Raw genomic sequence first — 16,492 nt, 5'->3', positions numbered from 1 at the left:
CTTTTGTAAAAATAGTTGCATAGAATGGTTTTAAATAACACATTATGACAAATCTCAAAAATAAGTGTGTTTAAAATTGTGTAATTTAGATAGTACCTTATTGACAATAATTATAAAAAATTAAAGTATGGCTTTTGATATAGACATGATTAAAAAGGTTTATGCAAACTTTGGCAGCCGCGTTGAGGCTGCACGCAAAGTTGTTGGCAGACCTTTAACCTTATCTGAAAAAATATTGTATGCACACCTTTGGGATGGAGATCCTAAAACGGCGTTTAAACGTGGGTCTGACTATGTAGATTTTGCACCAGACCGTGTAGCGATGCAAGATGCAACAGCACAGATGGCATTATTGCAGTTTATGCAGGCAGGTCGTCCGCAGGTTGCTGTTCCCTCTACGGTTCACTGCGATCACTTAATTACGGCTAAAGAAGGTGCTGCAATAGATTTACCTCATGCCAAAACCGAGAGTGCAGAAGTTTTTGATTTCTTATCATCTGTGTCCAACAAATACGGCATCGGTTTCTGGAAACCAGGTGCAGGTATTATTCACCAGGTTGTTTTAGAAAATTACGCATTTCCGGGTGGAATGATGATTGGTACCGACTCGCACACTGTAAATGCAGGTGGTTTAGGTATGGTTGCCATTGGTGTTGGTGGTGCTGATGCCTGCGATGTTATGGCTGGTTTACCATGGGAGCTCAAATTCCCTAAATTAATCGGTGTAAAGTTAACCGGTAAATTAAACGGCTGGACTGCTGCCAAAGATGTGATACTTAAAGTTGCTGGTATTTTAACTGTAAAAGGTGGTACAGGCGCAATTGTAGAATATTTTGGCGATGGAGCTACATCGATGAGCTGTACTGGTAAAGGTACCATTTGTAACATGGGAGCTGAAATCGGTGCAACTACTTCTACCTTCGGCTACGACGAGAGCATGGAGCGTTATTTACGCGCCACAGGCAGAAACGAAGTGGCCAATGAAGCCAACAAAATTGCTGCATATTTAACAGGTGATGATGAAGTTTATGCCAATCCTGAAAACTATTTCGATCAGGTTATTGAGATTGATTTAGATACTTTAGAACCTTACTTAAACGGTCCTTTTACACCAGATTTAGCTACTCCGGTTTCGCAAATGAAAACTGAAGCAGAGAAAAATGGCTGGCCATTAAAAGTAGAATGGGGTTTAATTGGTTCTTGTACCAACTCTTCTTACGAAGATTTATCGAGAGCAGCATCTATTGCCAACCAGGCCATTGCTAAAGGTTTAGTAACAAAAGCCGAATTTGGTATTAACCCGGGTTCAGAGCAGGTTCGTTATACTGCAGACCGCGATGGCTATTTAAAAACTTTCGAAGATTTAAATGCGACTATCTTTACCAACGCTTGCGGACCATGTATAGGTATGTGGGATCGTACGGGTGCAGAAAAAGCAGAAAAAAATACCATTGTACACTCGTTTAACAGAAATTTTGCTAAACGCGCCGATGGTAACCCAAATACTTACGCATTTGTAGCTTCGCCAGAAATGGTGGCGGCGATAGCCATTTCGGGTAATTTAGGATTTAACCCGTTAACAGACACTTTAACAAACGATAAAGGCGAGCAGGTTAAACTAGACCCGCCTACCGGTTATGAATTACCTACTAAGGGCTTTGCTGTAGAAGATGCAGGTTATCAGGCCCCGGCTGCTGATGGTTCGAAAGTAGAAGTTCTGGTTTCGCCAACCTCGCACCGTTTACAATTGCTAGATCCGTTTACACCTTGGGAAGGTACTGACCTTAAAGGCTTAAAATTATTAATTAAAGCCAAAGGAAAATGTACAACCGATCATATTTCGATGGCTGGTCCGTGGTTAAAATTCCGTGGTCACTTAGATAACATTTCTAACAACATGTTAATTGGTGCAGTTAATTACTTCAACGATAAAACAGATACCGTTAAAAACGAATTAACGGGCGAATATGGCCCTGTTCCGGCTACGCAACGCGATTACAAAGCTGCAGGCTTGGGTTCTATTGTTGTTGGTGATGAAAACTATGGTGAAGGGTCATCTCGCGAGCACGCAGCGATGGAGCCTCGTCATTTAGGTGTTCGTGCAGTATTGGTTAAATCTTTTGCCCGTATCCACGAAACCAACCTTAAAAAACAAGGTATGCTTGGCTTAACTTTTGCCGATAAAGATGATTACGATAAAATCTTAGAAGATGATACGATCGACATTTTAGGCTTAACTGAGTTTGCTCCTGATAAACCATTAACATTGGTATTACACCATGCGGATGGTACTACGGATCAGTTCCCGGTTAACCATAGCTACAACGCGCAACAAATAGACTGGTTTAAAGCTGGTGGCGCATTGAACATTATCAGAGCTGAGGCTGCCGCAAAAGCTGCGCTTTAGTCTGAAATTTAGAAATCGGTAGTCCGAAGTCTGAGTTTATAATATCAATCCCGTTTTGAGTAAAATCAGAACGGGATTTTTTATTTGTAAAACACAATAATAAATCTATTTTTGCCTGCTAAAACAAACAAATCAAATTAATGAAAAAGCTCTTTCTTTGTGCCATTACGGCCATGACTTTCCTTTGTGCAAAAGCGCAGGATGCCCAGAACACGATTAAAATTAACCCCTTAAGTGCACTATTAAAAACAGGTTCGGTATTTTACGAACGTAAACTAAATGACGGTGTTTCATTGCAACTTGGAGTGGCTTATACTGGCTTAAAATTAGATGACGTTAAATTTACAGGTGTTGCCATTACACCTGAAGTTCGTTTCTACTTAAAACAAAAAGCAATTAGTGGCTTATACGCAGCTCCTTTTTTGAGATATCAGGATTATACAGTTTCTGATGGCGGAGATAAAGGAAATTACAATTCGTTTGGTGGTGGTGTAGTAATGGGCCGCCAATGGGTATATGGTAGCGGTTTTGTTCTCGACATTTTCTTTGGACCAAGTTACAATAATGGTAATTACAAAGCTACACAAGGTAATAACGAACCTGATATTAAGGGAGGTATTGAAGGTTTTGGTCTTCGTACAGGTATTGCCCTTGGTTTCGGTTTTTAATCTATAAAAGCATTATTATAATCCCGTTCTGTTTATTCAGGGCGGGATTTTTTATCATACGCACACCTTTATTATTTCATGAAAAAACTATTACTATCATTAGGGATCTTAACCCTCATTAACCTAAGCTCCTGCAAAAAAGATGAGACGACAAGCAATACCATTGTTGGAAAATGGCAAATTGATTCTTACATCATTACCAATTTTGAAAACACAGGCAAGGATCAGGATGACACCAAAGGAGAAAGCCCGAGGCCAACTTTAGAATTTAAGGAAGACGGTAATTTACATGCCATTTTCTATTTCAAAGATCTTCCCGGAAATAATCAAAATACGATAGAAGATGTTCAAGTAAAGTATACCTTAAATGGAGACAAACTAAACCTGAGCGGAAATTTAGCTTTTAACCATAACAGCTTTACCTTTTCTATATCAAACAATATATTAATCCTGAAAAGAACTGATGTTTCCAGTATCGGGAATAAGGATTCGGGAACATACATAGAATACACAACCATTAAGACAACCAGAATAAAGTAATTTTCTCAAAAGACTTAAACCGTATAAATCCCGTTTTGTTAAATCAAAGCGGGATTTTTTATTTTAGAGTCATGTTAAATTATTGCTTTTGAGTTTGGTTACTCCACTTCGTTTACTAACGGCTCTTTAAATTCATAACCACAATCGTAACAGTGGTAACATTTATTTGCCTGAATTGGCGTAGTAAAGGTTAAAAAGGCTAATATGGTAGCCCAAAGACTGTATTTTTGATCTGTTGCCATTCCATAACCTACATTTTTAGACCCACAATTGATGCAGGCAACACGATTAAGATCTTCTTCCATATCGGTAACTTCATCCCTATGTTGGCTAACAGTTTCACTATGATCCTCGGCCAGCAAAGCGTTAATTGCCTCCACGTCTCTTTCAAAAACGATTAGTTTAACACCACCAATGGCCTGATTATATAAAGGGTTAAGTGTAGCCACATTTTCATCAGCAAGAAAGCAAGAAAACCCACTATCTTCTAACCTGGCTTTGATAATATTGGCTTCTATGGGGTTATAATAGGTACTGTAAACTATGGTTCTGTCGTTCATTAATGAGGTTTCTTGTAAGCGTAAATATAAAAATCTTTACTTAGATAGATTTTTATAAGATTTGTTACCAAAACTTAAGGTACCGCCACAAAGCAAAATTATTGGTCCTAAAAAGAAAAAACGCCTTACCTCAACCTATGCACCAGAAGATGTTAGGCTTTTAAAAACTCCTGCCACCAGTAGCCAGAATACTTTATAGTACGTTTCAAAGTATGGAAATCGGTGTAAACCAGGCCAAACCGTGCATTAAAACCTTCAGCCCATTCGAAATTATCCATCAACGTCCAGGCCATATAACCGGTGATATTCATACCCTCGTTCTTAGCCTTTAACAAAGCACTTAAGTATAGCTTAAAATAGTCGATCCGCTCTGCGTCAACAACATTTCCGTTGTTTAGTTTATCATGATAGGCCGCACCATTTTCGGTAATCATTATATTTTTGACATTGGGATAGCTTGCAAATTGCTTAATAATATTGTAAAAGCTGTCGGCATTTATTTCCCAGCCCATTGCCGTATGCGGCTTTTTTCTGCCTTTAGCTTTTACTTCCCAGGCCTGTATTACCGGGATAAAGGCATTGTATTTTACGGTTAAAGGAAAATAATTTTGCAGGCCTATAAAATCGAAGTCAAACTTCATTCTATCCTGCAGTCGCCAGGTACCGTATTCCATCTGAAATTTCTCGAGTACATCCCAATCGGCCGTTGGAAAGCCCATGCCTTGAGTAGGTTCGACAAATAAACGGTTCATTAAACAATCTACCCGTTTAGCAGCCAGTATATCATTATCACTCTGGGTATAAGGCAGTATTTCGGAGCAGGAATAGGTAGTGCCAATATTGGCTTTAGCTATCTCGGCACGTAAAATTTTGCCTCCTTCGGCCTGCGCCAGGGCTGTATGCAAAACTGCCGGAAAAAAATTGCTCAAACCAGTTTTACCGGGAGCATGTACGCCCAGCATGTAGCCCAAAGAGGTGTAGCCGAAAGGTTCGTTCAGTACAATCCAGTTTTTTACTTTATCGCCATATTCCAACGCACAGATGCTCACAAAAGCATTAAAAGCTGCATTAATGCTAAAGCTGGTCCAGCCTCCTTCGTCTTCAAGGACCTGAGGCAAATCCCAGTGGTAAAGGGTAACATAAGGCGTAATCCCCTGGGTAAGGCACTCATCGATCAGGTTATGGTAAAAGCGGATCCCTTCCTGATTTACTTCTCCCCTTCCGTGTGGCAAAATCCTCGACCAGGCAATAGAGAACCTGAACACTTTAAAACCAAGCAGTTTTACCATTGCAACATCCTCTACATACCGGTGGTAAAAATCGCAGGCGGGATCTAATTTATGGTTCCTTTTTATTTTGCCGTTTTTTGCAGCGAAAGTATCCCATATAGAAGGGCCTTTGCCATACTGGCTTGCTGCACCTTCTATTTGCACGGCAGCTGCAGCCACGCCCCAGGTAAATTTCGGACCAAAATCACTTGCCTTAATCATTTGTTATCCATTAATTGCCATAAGTTGCAAGTTTAATATTAACAAATCATTAATTGTCAGGCCAATAGTTATTTTAACCTATTTATTACCAAAACAATTCATCATTATGGCGCTTTTAGAACCGCTGTGTCTTGCGCCAGCAATGGCACTTTATAATTACCGGTATCTAAACTTACTTTGGGCAATAGTTTCTTTATTTTCAATAAATCGGCCTTGTTTATATTGGTTTGGTACAAATAGAGGAACTTCAGGTTTTTAGATTTTTTAAGCTGGTTAATACCGTTGGCGGTAATCTTTGTACCTACCAAACTAAGCGATTGCAGCTGTTCTAAATCTTTAAGTTTTGCTAACCCGGCATCGGTAACAGCTGTATAGTTTAAACTAAGGCGGGTTAAGTTTTTACAATCTTTAATTGCATCGAGGGTTTGGTCGGTAACCTTTCCGTTTTCTAATTTAAGCCAGGTTAACTGCTTTTTTATCGATTTGATCAAATCCTGAACCTCTTTACCCATAGAAACGGCGTTGATAAAGTTCGCTGATAAATAATTGGTGTTCTGTGCAACCGGAAAAACTGAGATGCCTAAACTGGTGAATTGTTGCAATACCTTCTCGTCAACTGCACCCACCTCTTCTGATGGAATTTCGCTGGCTGTAGTTTCTCCCGCTACGGTTTCGCCTTTTTGTAAAGCCGCCAAAACTGGTTTGATGATTTCGGGCTGAGGCAATTCTTTAAATTTCTTTTTAAAATCTGCCCCATTATCAATCCACCATTTTAATAAAGCAATTTCGTTTGCTGTTAGTTGAGGTTTCTCTTTCGGTGCCATATGATCATCATGGGTTAAAGGAAGCAACAACCTTTTAATCAACTCACTTTCATCGGCTTTGCCTTTTACAAGCGTATGTCCGTCTTCACCACCTTTTAAAATAAATACTTCCTGATCGAGACGTAATTTGCCCTTCTGTTTTTCACTTCCATGACAACTATAGCAACGGCTTTTCAAAAGTGGCTGAATGGCGTGCTGATAAACAAAGGCTTCCTGAATATTGGCAATTGGCGGAATTGCTGCACCAACCTTCGCACCATCAGATTTTAACGGTGCAGTTAAATAATCGGCACCATGTGTTAATGAACCTCCGAAATGCCCTGTAACAGAAATCAGAATGATTAAAACGCCACTAATGCTTCCTAATATTACATTGGATTTAACCTTTTGATGAATGATCAGCAAAATAAGCGATAAAACTGCAACACTAATACCCATCCACTGATGATTACTCACCAGCTTGCCGTCATAATCTCCGCCATTGGCCAAAAAATATCCGGTAAGGCAGGAAACAACAGCGCTAAGCATCCCCAGCAAAAGCATGATGGGGAGTGCGGGTTTTAAGCTGGAAAATCTTGTCCAAAACGACAAAATGATACAAATACAGGCTAGTAGCAATATACCAATTGGAAGATGTACAAAAACAGGGTGAAAGCGACCGAAAAACTCTAGCATCTTTTAATTATTGGTATCTCTTTCTTAATAAATTCATCATATACACATTTATTGCCCATTGATCGGCAACAGGCTGACGGGTATAGGGCAAGGTAGGCATATAATCGGCCGGACCAAATTCAGTTAATATGGTCATTCGCTCGCCATTTTGTTTTTTTCGTGCAATCACTTTATCCCACCAGGTCAGGTGGGCTTCGATTACCTTGTTCCACTCAGGTGCCCGCGGATCGTTAACCTGTGGTCCTTCGGGATGCCCTACCCTGGAATGGATATGATCTGTTTTTTCTAAAATAAAATCTATGGTTTGTTTCTGATCGGACAATAAGCTTTCGTGCACATTACACCAGTGCGAAATATCTAAAGTAAACCTAACTTCCGGATTTTTTTCGGCAAAGTTTTTAGCAATTGGTGCTGCAAACATCATTCTTCCGCGGTGTGTTTCATGATAAATAGGAATCCCCGAAGTTTTTCTTTTGGCGGTTACATAATCAATTATCTGTTTATTTTCTTCATAACTAAAATAATCTTTACCCGAATGGCAGTTGATATACACCGGCTTTTGATAGGTATTGGCACAAATGGCATCTAAGCTACTTTTAAAGGAAGCAAAATGCTCTTTAATATTCGATTGCGATCCTGCACATAAAAAACCTATTTCCAATTTATGCTTTTTTACGGCATCGAAAAGTTCTTTCACGGCGTTGGCTTCGCCCGGCCACCATACCTCAATGCCTTCGTAGCCTTCTTTTTTTGCCGCTGCACAAAATTCATCTCTCGTGCCTTCAAAACCCCAGTCGGTTTGCATAAACAATAATTCGTAGCCTGCTTTTGCCTTTACATTGGTAACTTCGCTTGCATTTATATTATTAATAGGTGCCAAAAATGAGGCTGCCGTTACAACGGCTGTATTTTGCAAAAATTTTCTTCTGGTTTGAGACATATTTTATTGGTTCATTATCGTTAGTTCAAGGGTTCATTCGTTCAATAGTTCATTAGTTCATTAGTTCATTAGCCATTGGGTTCATTACCAAATCCTACATTTCGAACTGAAGGGTTACTGTAAGCGTGGTGGCTTGAGCAACCTATCTATTGGTTCACTTGTTCATTCATTAGTTATTGCAAATTGTTAACTGTTAATTGGTTTTGGTTATCGATTATCCTTTAAGCCACAATCTCCGATATCACTTTACCGCCCACATCAGTTAGCCTAAACGGGCGCCCCTGGAATGGGTAAGTAAATTGTTCGTGGTTAAAACCCAATTGGTTTAAGATTGTTGCCTGAATATCAAAAGCATCAACTTTTCCGCTGATGGCACTATAACCAATTTCATCGGTTTCGCCGTGTGTAAATCCTTTTTTTACACCGCCACCGGCCATCCAGATGGTAAAGGCTTCGGTGTGGTGATCTCTTCCTTTAAACGGATTTTGAATACCATTCCGGTTTTCCATCATTGGTGTACGCCCGAATTCGCCGCCCCAAACCACCAGTGTTTCTTCTAAAAGACCGCGCTGCTTTAAATCGAGCAGCAAAGCGGTAATTGGCCGGTCAATGCTTCTGCACTTATTTTTTAGGCCGATATTGAGCGAGTTATTCGGATTATCGCCATGTGCATCCCAACCCCAATCGAACAGCTGAATGTAACGCACTCCTTTTTCTACCAGTTTGCGTGCAAGCAACACATTATTGGCAAAACAGGCTTTACCTGGCTGTGTACCATACATTTCGTGGATATAAGCTGGTTCATCGTTAATATTCATCACCTCGGGGGCCGATATCTGCATGCGGTAAGCCATTTCGTATTGTGCTATCCGCGATAAAATTTCGGGATCATTGTACTCCTGATATTGTTGTTCGTTGGCTTTGTTAATGGCATCGATAGAAGCTTTGCGCAAATCGCGGTTCATACCATCGGGATCTTTGATAAAGAGTACCGGATCGCCCTCGCTCCGGCATTGCACGCCCTGATAAACCGAAGGTAGAAAGCCGCTGCCCCAAACGCTTTTTCCGGCGTCGGGAAAACTTCCGCCGCTGGTAAGCACTACATAGCCTGGCAAATTCTGATTTTCGGAACCTAAACCATAAGTTACCCAGCTACCCATACTCGGCCTACCCAAACGTGGCGATCCGGTATGCACCAAAAGTTGTGCAGGCGCATGGTTAAACTGATCTGTTTTTACTGCTTTTAAAAAACTTACATCGTCTACCATGGTAGAAAAGTGAGGCAGGTTATCGCTCACCAAAGCTCCTGATTGCCCATGTTTGGCAAAATTAGCCTGTGGGCCCAGCATTTTGGGTACGCCTGTAATGAAGGCAAATTTCTTACCAGCAAGTAACGAAGGCGGACAATCCTGACCATCCATTTTCATTAGTTCGGGTTTAAAATCGAATAATTCCAACTGTGATGGTGCACCGGCCATGTGCAGGTAAATTACGCTCTTTGCCTTGCCTACCAATGGCGGCGATTTTGGCAATAACGGATGCGCCGGATCGTAAGCAATTTTAGTTTGCGGACTTGAAAAAAGATTACCACAACTGCCCAGTAATGAGCCCATGGCCAAAGCCCCTAAACCCATTGCGCTTTCTTTTAAAAAATGTCGCCTCGAATGCAGTCGGGCATTGGCCTCTTGTGCTTCCTTAATTAATCTGTGTGCGTTTAGCTCGTCTCTTGTCATAACCGTCCCTTAATTTTTGGTAACTACCTCATCCAGGTTTAACATGGCATTGGCCACTAAAACCATCGCTGCTTCTTCTGGCTTAAATTTCTTATGCTTATCGCCCATAAATGCCGATGCATCGGCTGCATTTTTTCTAAATGCCTGGAGGGCCTTTGTATACAGCTCTTCAAATACTTTTAACCTGTTTTCCGGAATAGCTTTATACAACATCAATTCATATCCTTTCGAAATTTTAGCTGCATTGGTGCTCCCTCCTACTTTTTCCATTCGTAAGGCTAATTTTCTGGCCAAATCAATATAAACGCTATCATTTAGGGTAACCAGTGCCTGCAAAGGCGTATTGGTGCGAATACGCCTTGGGCTGCAGACCACTCTGGATGCACCATCGAAAGCAATAGATGAGGGATATGGCGCCGTGCGTTTCCAATAGGTATATATTCCTCTCCGGTATTGGTCTTCGCCTCCGCTTGTTTGCCATTTTGCTCCATTATACGGCGAAAACCATATGCCTTCGGGTTGCCATGGCATTACCGGCGGACCATACATTTTATTACTTAAAACACCACAAACGGCCAAACTCTGGTCCCTGATCTGTTCTGCACTTAGTCTCACCCTCGAACCACGTGCATAGAATTTATTAAAAAGATCTTTTTCTTTTATTTCTTCGGTTACTTTACTATCCTGACGATAGGTGGCCATCATCACCATTTCTTTGAGCATTTTTTTAACACTCCAATGGTATTGGTGCATAAACTGATAGGCCATAAAATCAAGCAGCTCCTGATGGGTTGGTGCCATACCTTGTGTACCCATATCTTCTAATGTTTCTACCAAACCGGCACCATACAACTGCTCCCATAACCGGTTAACCATAGTTCTCGATACCAGCGGATTTCGCTTATCGGTAAGCCACATGGCAAGTCCCATCCTATTATCGGGCGCATTTTTAGGCATAGCAAAAGCCAAAGAATTGGGTACGCCAACTTTTACTTCCTTACCTTTAGAGGTCCAGGCGCCACGTTCAAACACGTAGTTTTTACGCTGCATACTTAATGGATTTTCGACCATAACTGGTGTTGTTGGTACAGCGGCATTCATTAAATTGGTAAATGTTTTTTTATAGGCCAGATAATCCGAGTTACCCTGGCCCGGAAACTTCTGTGTAAAATAAAACCAGTCGAAATACACCATAAACTCATCAGGATTTTTTACTGATGGATTGCTATATTTTAAATACACATCTTTTACCCCACTTTGCTTAGGAAAATCGATGGTTACATTTTCATAGCCTTTAGTTTGCGCTACCTTCCACGATTTTACAAGCGGTCCGTTAGGCGAACCTAAATGCAGGCTCATGGCACCATTTTCCTTGCTGCAATTGTAACGCAGTATCAGTTGATCAACATTTTGGAGGTTAACCGATTTTAACCTTGCAGATGAACTGTTTTTAAAGAATAGTGCAATATTGTGATTGCCAATTACCGAATTCACCAGTTCATCGGCTGTTGTAGAGTTTATAGCCGGCTGACCAGTTTTTAAGAACAATTCTACCTCAGCTGCCCGCTCTTTACCCGCCACATCCTTAACCCAGCTGGTTAAATGATTCAGTTCATTTTTAAGACTGTCGTTAAAATTTTTAAGTAAAGGATACTCTGCCGATACATCTTCATCTCTTGTATTGTTAAAATACGACATGAATTTATAATACTCATCGTGTTTAAAAGGATCGTAAGGATGGCTATGACATTGTACACATGAGAAAGTGGTACTCATTAAGCCTTCCCAGGTGGCATTTACCCGATCCAGCACTGCTGCCGTTCTAAACTCCTCATTATTTGTTCCCCCTTCATCGTTTGTAGGGGTATTTCGGCTAAATGCAGTAGCAATATATTGGGCATCGGTTGGCTTGGCAAACAAATCACCTGCAATCTGATCGGTAATAAACCTATCGTAAGGCATATCGGCATTATAAGCCTTAATTACCCAATCACGGTAGCTCCAGATGTTCCGGTTAGGATCGCTCTCATATCCCTTTGTATCGGCATAACGGGCAATATCCAGCCACATAGAAGCCCAGCGTTCGCCAAATTTAGACGATGCCAGCAAACTATCTACTAAAACATTATAGGCCTTTTGCTCGTCTTTACTGTTCAGGTAAAATTTCGCCAGTTTATCCGATGGATAAGTACCAATCAGATCTAAACTAACCCTTCTGAGTAAAGTAGCCTTATCGGCAGTTTTGGACGGTGCCAGTTTATTTTCTTCCAGTTTGGCAAAAATAAATTTATCCAGGTCGTTACGTACCCAATCGTTATCTACATCTGGCAATGCTGTTGGTTTTACACTTACATAGGCCCAATGATTACCCCACTTTGCACCTTGTTTAACCCAGCTACTAAGAATGTCTATTTCATCGTTATTTAAAGCCGGATGTTTATAGGGCATCCTTTCTTCAGGATCGTTAGATTTAAGGCGCTTGATAAACTCACTATCGTTGGGATTGCCCGGAATGATGGCTGGTTTGCCGCTTTTGGTATTGGCCAACGCTTCGTCTCTAAACAACACGCTAAAACCACCCTGTTGCTTAACACCGCCATGGCAAGCAATACACTTCTTATTGAGTATTGGCTTAACCTGCGAGTTAAAATCGATTTCCTTTTCCGAAGAAAAAAGTGAAAAAGCGACCAGCGCTATAGCCACTAGTGCAAAGCCGGAAGCAAATAATATTTTCCTTTTCAATAACATTTGGTTAGTATACATTAAAACAGCCTTTTTGGCCGATATGTCTTTGTTTATCGGGCTATGTTCATAAAACAATTAGTCTGAACTATTATTAGAACAAAGATTTGGCAAAAACACCAAGTGCTATACCCCCCTTAAAACCAAAGGTCTATAAAATTGCAAAAGACTAAAATGTATTAATTTGCGTAAAAGATGGATTATACTACTTTTGCATAGTGTAATTACGTATGAGAAGTTTAGTATGGAAAAACAATTGGCAAGGAGAAAAGATGGTTTTGAATATCAAAAAGCAATTATTATCCCAAGAAATGTACTAAGCAAACAATGTATTAAAAATGAAATCATTAACAATCTATACATTACCAATATTGGATATTATCCGAAAGCTTTAAATCATTACCGTAAACGAAACCATGGTTCAGAACAACATATTTTGATTTATTGTTTTGAAGGAAAGGGGCATGTAGAAGTTGAGGGGACTGCTTACCATATAGAAGCTGGTAATTTTATTATTATCCCCAAAAAAAAGGCCCATATATATCAGGCAGACTTAATTTTACCCTGGACGATTTACTGGTTTCACTTTTCAGGATCAGGAGCTGACCTGTTGGTAGCGCAGCTAGAAAACCATAAAGCATACGCCGGCTTTAGTGAGGAAAGAAATTTATTGTTCAATACCATTTACAGCCGGCTGGAACGTGGATTCAGCAGAGAAAATATTATTTATGCAAACTTGTGTTTCCACCAGTACATTGCAGGCTTTATTTATGCGGATAAACACATTACAAATGATAAAACCATAACGCCTGATAAAGTAGAGGAAACCATTGATTTTATGCGAAACAATATTGATAAAACGCTTAGTTTAAAAGAAGTAGCCTTAGCTGTTTATCTCTCTCCTTCTTACTTATCAGCCATATTTAAAAAGAAAACCGGAACTTCCCCAATCGACTATTTTAATCAGCTAAAAATTCAGAGAACAACCCAATACCTACTTTTTACTAACCTGAGAATTAATGAAATTGCACAGAAAATCGGTATAAGCGATCCTTATTATTTTAGCAGGCTTTTTTCCAATATCATGGGGATTTCGCCAAAGCAATACCGTGATAACCGGTTTAATTGATGCGGAATTAAACCTTTATAGCATTAATTAATTCGTATTCACAATAAACAATATTCCTATTAATAGTTATCCGCTTTTTCGTAAAAAACTTTATTTTTTTCATTTAGATTGGTTCAAATATTTTTTATAAAAATTTGAGATTTCTGAAATAACTAAATCCGGCTTATCCAGAGGTATATTATGTGAGCTACCCGGTGCACGAACCAAATTCGCGTTTATTCTTTTTCCGATAAGGTTTTTTAGATCAGATTGAAATCTGTCATTTTCTTCTTTATCATCAAATGGGCCTTGCTCTGCCATTATACCTAGCACTGGTATATTAGGAGGTATGTTTTTTCCTCTTATAAAATCACTATTTTTCTCCATTCGGGCTAAAACATAGTAAAGACCAATATCCTCTCGCCTAAAGTCACTACGTTTAATTTTTGTAAACACGCTTCTTGCAAACCGCATATCAGCAAGTGATGGTAGCCTTGGGTCTAACATTATAATTCCTTTAACAAGATGCGGGTGCCTAAACGCGTATAGACTAGAATAGAATGTCCCTAAAGAATGGCAAGCCAATAAAATATTTTTATTTGCATACCCTAATTTTTTAATTGCAATTTCTAAGCCTTTCACTTCATCAAGAATGGTGTATTTAGAAGTATCCAGTTCGCTTTTTCCAAAACCCTGACGGTCGTAAGTTATGATTGTGGCGTTTAGTTTGTTGTAAAGTATATTGGAAATAGAATCCCATTGTCTTGCGTCGAGTGCACCACCCGATTCGAACAATATTGGAGCTCCTTTACCTTTTAATATTTTTATGTGGAGTTTATAAGATCCAACATCAAGTAGTGTATCTACCTGCCCATAAGCGCTTATGATGCCAATCCAAAAGAAAAGACAACATAATATATAAGTTTTCATGATTAACAATATGCTTAAAAAGTTAGCGCCAGTCTCACTAATCCAGAGTCAAACCAATCTGTTTCAGTAAAATAGCAGCATTAAAGGTTTTGCAGGGGCCATGTTTCAACAGGTAATCAAATTTCATTTCTCCGTTGGTAATCTGGATATCGAAATGGAAGTTACGTACTGTAGCCGGGTAATCGTTAATCAAATCGGCCAGTTGTAAATCGTGTGTAGCAAATAGTGCAGGTGTTTTTTCGGCAATCAGTTTTTCAACAAAAACTTTCGATCCCAGGTATTTATCGCGGCTGTTGGTTCCCCGCAACATTTCATCAATCAGCACCAAAGTATCTTTATCGCGAACCACATTTTCTAAAATCATTTTGAGGCGGTTTAGCTCGGCCTTAAAGGTCGAAGTACTTTCGTTCAGCGAATCTTTAATCCGCATATAGGTGTTAATCGAAAAAACAGATAATTCCAGGCTGTTGGCACAAACCGATGCCCCGGAATAGGCTAAAACCATGTTAATGCCCAGGGTACGCAGAAAAGTACTCTTGCCAGCCATGTTCGATCCGGTTACAATATCAACAGTTGGGCTTGGCGTTAAGTGATAATCGTTATCAACCCTGAGCTCGCGACGGATAAGCGGATGACCGATTTGTTCTGTTTTTAAAGTAAACTGATCGGTTACTGTTGGAAAAACCCAATCGGGTTGATTATGGGCTGTAGTGGCAAGCGAAATCAGTTCTTCAAAATCGCCGAGGTGGTTTAGCGCAGCAATTACATCTTTAGAAGAAGATTTGTACCAGATATCGAGATTTATGCAGCATTTTAAATCCCACAGTAAAAGTGCATTGAGTATGCCCCCTATCAAAATATTTAACCGGGCATCAAAGTTCTGGATAATTTTAGACAGGCTTTTAATTTCCTGGCTTACCGGAATGCGCGAATCGAATAAACTTAAAATATATGGGCTCTTCCAGTTTTGATTTTCCGTCCACAAAATAGCACTGGCATAACCGTTTAACAAACCAGAACTACCACCAAAACTATAAAACACCTTATTAATTTTAGCGTTTAGCAAAACATTCCAGCCGGTGTGGATTACAAATACAAGTGCCAGCACTTTCCAAAAAGCACTGCTGATGATAATGGCAGCCAAAATAAGACTGAAGGTAACAAAGGGTACTAGTTTAACATAAAACCGCATCAACTTACCGCTAACAAATTCCAGTTGCGCCCCCAACTGCAGTTTTAACTGCATTTTAATCTGTTCTATTTTATTAGGATCGTAGCCGTGCAAATTAGCCCTGAAGCTGTAGGTCTCATCAATTTTAGCTACAATTTCCTTTACGGCTTCCTGCCGGCTTAAAATAATATCTGATGCCGATTTCTCTGCCAGTCTTTTCGCCAGCAAATCGTTACCATTTTTAGTACTGCAACGGTTTAAAAGGGCAAATAAAGATGCTTTTCCAAAAATATCGAGATCAGAGCTGTAAGGGTGAATTTCAGACTCGAATGCTGTTCCGTGATCGTAACCATTCTCTATGCCGTTTAAAGCATTCCATTCGTTCTGGTAAACCCATAGAAGCTGTTTTTTGTAATCGATTTCGAGGTCTAGTTTGCTTTGTTTGCGCACCACATAGGCAAAAGCGATTACAGGCAGAAGCAAGGCAATTTGTATCAATGTACGAAAGCCATCATCGGTAGAGCGCACCAGTAAAACAAAAAATAAAATCTCGGCCAGGAACAAAGCAACCCGCACTAAAGAAAGCTTATCGATTAATTTTTTAATCTGATTTATACCATCAGTAACCAGCTTAATTTTTTCACTGTAACCCGATATGATTTGTGCTTGTAATTTTAACATTATATTTGAATCTCGAAATTCTA

At 39.8% G+C, this 16,492-nt stretch carries 12 protein-coding genes; 4 read left to right on the top strand and 8 right to left on the bottom strand.

Going from position 1 to position 16,492, the window contains the following annotated elements:
• Nucleotides 1-127: 127 nt before the first annotated feature.
• The 3 genes from DBR40_RS00305 to DBR40_RS00295 all read left to right on the top strand — a co-directional run bounded on the left by DBR40_RS00305 (nucleotide 128) and on the right by DBR40_RS00295 (nucleotide 3,615).
• Nucleotides 128-2,407 carry an aconitate hydratase gene (locus DBR40_RS00305; protein WP_124557819.1) on the top strand — a complete coding sequence of 760 codons (2,280 nt, stop codon included), beginning with the start codon at nucleotides 128-130 and terminating at the stop codon, nucleotides 2,405-2,407.
• Nucleotides 2,408-2,547: 140 nt separating this feature from the next.
• On the top strand, nucleotides 2,548-3,075 hold the full coding sequence (locus DBR40_RS00300; RefSeq protein WP_124557818.1) for a DUF3575 domain-containing protein: 528 nt from the start codon (nucleotides 2,548-2,550) through the stop codon (nucleotides 3,073-3,075).
• 78 nt (nucleotides 3,076-3,153) lie between these two features.
• A complete protein-coding gene (locus DBR40_RS00295) occupies nucleotides 3,154-3,615 on the top strand; it encodes a lipocalin family protein (protein ID WP_124557817.1) in 462 nt (153 codons plus the stop codon).
• A gap of 98 nt (nucleotides 3,616-3,713) precedes the next feature.
• On the opposite strand, the gene DBR40_RS00290 is transcribed toward DBR40_RS00295, so the two are convergent.
• From DBR40_RS00290 to DBR40_RS00265, 6 genes are all read right to left on the bottom strand, one after another.
• A complete protein-coding gene (locus DBR40_RS00290; RefSeq protein WP_124557816.1) occupies nucleotides 3,714-4,175 on the bottom strand; it encodes a DUF2007 domain-containing protein in 462 nt (153 codons plus the stop codon).
• A 152-nt stretch (nucleotides 4,176-4,327) separates the two neighbouring features.
• Nucleotides 4,328-5,665 carry a GH1 family beta-glucosidase gene (locus tag DBR40_RS00285; protein WP_124557815.1) on the bottom strand — a complete coding sequence of 446 codons (1,338 nt, stop codon included), beginning with the start codon at nucleotides 5,663-5,665 and terminating at the stop codon, nucleotides 4,328-4,330.
• A gap of 104 nt (nucleotides 5,666-5,769) precedes the next feature.
• Nucleotides 5,770-7,164, bottom strand: coding sequence for a c-type cytochrome domain-containing protein (locus DBR40_RS00280; protein WP_124557814.1), 1,395 nt, complete (start codon nucleotides 7,162-7,164; stop codon nucleotides 5,770-5,772).
• A 7-nt stretch (nucleotides 7,165-7,171) separates the two neighbouring features.
• Nucleotides 7,172-8,104, bottom strand: coding sequence for a sugar phosphate isomerase/epimerase family protein (locus DBR40_RS00275; RefSeq protein ID WP_124557813.1), 933 nt, complete (start codon nucleotides 8,102-8,104; stop codon nucleotides 7,172-7,174).
• Between the two features lie 221 nt (nucleotides 8,105-8,325).
• Complete coding sequence (locus DBR40_RS00270; protein WP_124557812.1) at nucleotides 8,326-9,837, bottom strand: DUF1501 domain-containing protein; 1,512 nt, start codon at nucleotides 9,835-9,837, stop codon at nucleotides 8,326-8,328.
• Nucleotides 9,838-9,846: 9 nt separating this feature from the next.
• Nucleotides 9,847-12,579 (bottom strand): DUF1553 domain-containing protein, encoded by a 2,733-nt coding sequence (locus DBR40_RS00265; RefSeq protein WP_370526604.1) that lies wholly within the window; start codon nucleotides 12,577-12,579, stop codon nucleotides 9,847-9,849.
• 244 nt (nucleotides 12,580-12,823) lie between these two features.
• On the opposite strand from DBR40_RS00265, the gene DBR40_RS00260 reads away from it, so the two are divergent.
• Nucleotides 12,824-13,708, top strand: coding sequence for an AraC family transcriptional regulator (locus DBR40_RS00260; RefSeq protein ID WP_124557811.1), 885 nt, complete (start codon nucleotides 12,824-12,826; stop codon nucleotides 13,706-13,708).
• Between the two features lie 99 nt (nucleotides 13,709-13,807).
• Here the strand turns inward: DBR40_RS00260 and DBR40_RS00255 are convergent, their stop codons facing one another.
• A complete protein-coding gene (locus DBR40_RS00255) occupies nucleotides 13,808-14,617 on the bottom strand; it encodes an alpha/beta fold hydrolase (RefSeq protein ID WP_124557810.1) in 810 nt (269 codons plus the stop codon).
• A gap of 37 nt (nucleotides 14,618-14,654) precedes the next feature.
• Nucleotides 14,655-16,469, bottom strand: coding sequence for a MutS-related protein (locus tag DBR40_RS00250; RefSeq protein WP_124557809.1), 1,815 nt, complete (start codon nucleotides 16,467-16,469; stop codon nucleotides 14,655-14,657).
• Nucleotides 16,470-16,492: the final 23 nt, after the last annotated feature.

It is taken from the genome of Pedobacter sp. KBW01, assembly GCF_003852395.1.
GTDB lineage: Bacteria > Bacteroidota > Bacteroidia > Sphingobacteriales > Sphingobacteriaceae > Pedobacter.
This window is presented reverse-complemented; position numbering and strand designations above follow the sequence as displayed.

Excerpts from the sequence above, each read along its gene's own strand:
- DBR40_RS00305 (WP_124557819.1), top strand. The coding sequence starts at position 128 with ATGGCTTTTGATATAGACATGATTAAAAAGGTTTATGCAAACTTTGGC.
- DBR40_RS00300 (WP_124557818.1), top strand. The coding sequence starts at position 2,548 with ATGAAAAAGCTCTTTCTTTGTGCCATTACGGCCATGACTTTCCTTTGT.
- DBR40_RS00295 (WP_124557817.1), top strand. The coding sequence starts at position 3,154 with ATGAAAAAACTATTACTATCATTAGGGATCTTAACCCTCATTAACCTA.
- DBR40_RS00290 (WP_124557816.1), bottom strand. The coding sequence starts at position 4,175 with ATGAACGACAGAACCATAGTTTACAGTACCTATTATAACCCCATAGAA.
- DBR40_RS00285 (WP_124557815.1), bottom strand. The coding sequence starts at position 5,665 with ATGATTAAGGCAAGTGATTTTGGTCCGAAATTTACCTGGGGCGTGGCT.
- DBR40_RS00280 (WP_124557814.1), bottom strand. The coding sequence starts at position 7,164 with ATGCTAGAGTTTTTCGGTCGCTTTCACCCTGTTTTTGTACATCTTCCA.
- DBR40_RS00275 (WP_124557813.1), bottom strand. The coding sequence starts at position 8,104 with ATGTCTCAAACCAGAAGAAAATTTTTGCAAAATACAGCCGTTGTAACG.
- DBR40_RS00270 (WP_124557812.1), bottom strand. The coding sequence starts at position 9,837 with ATGACAAGAGACGAGCTAAACGCACACAGATTAATTAAGGAAGCACAA.
- DBR40_RS00260 (WP_124557811.1), top strand. The coding sequence starts at position 12,824 with ATGGAAAAACAATTGGCAAGGAGAAAAGATGGTTTTGAATATCAAAAA.
- DBR40_RS00255 (WP_124557810.1), bottom strand. The coding sequence starts at position 14,617 with ATGAAAACTTATATATTATGTTGTCTTTTCTTTTGGATTGGCATCATA.
- DBR40_RS00250 (WP_124557809.1), bottom strand. The coding sequence starts at position 16,469 with ATGTTAAAATTACAAGCACAAATCATATCGGGTTACAGTGAAAAAATT.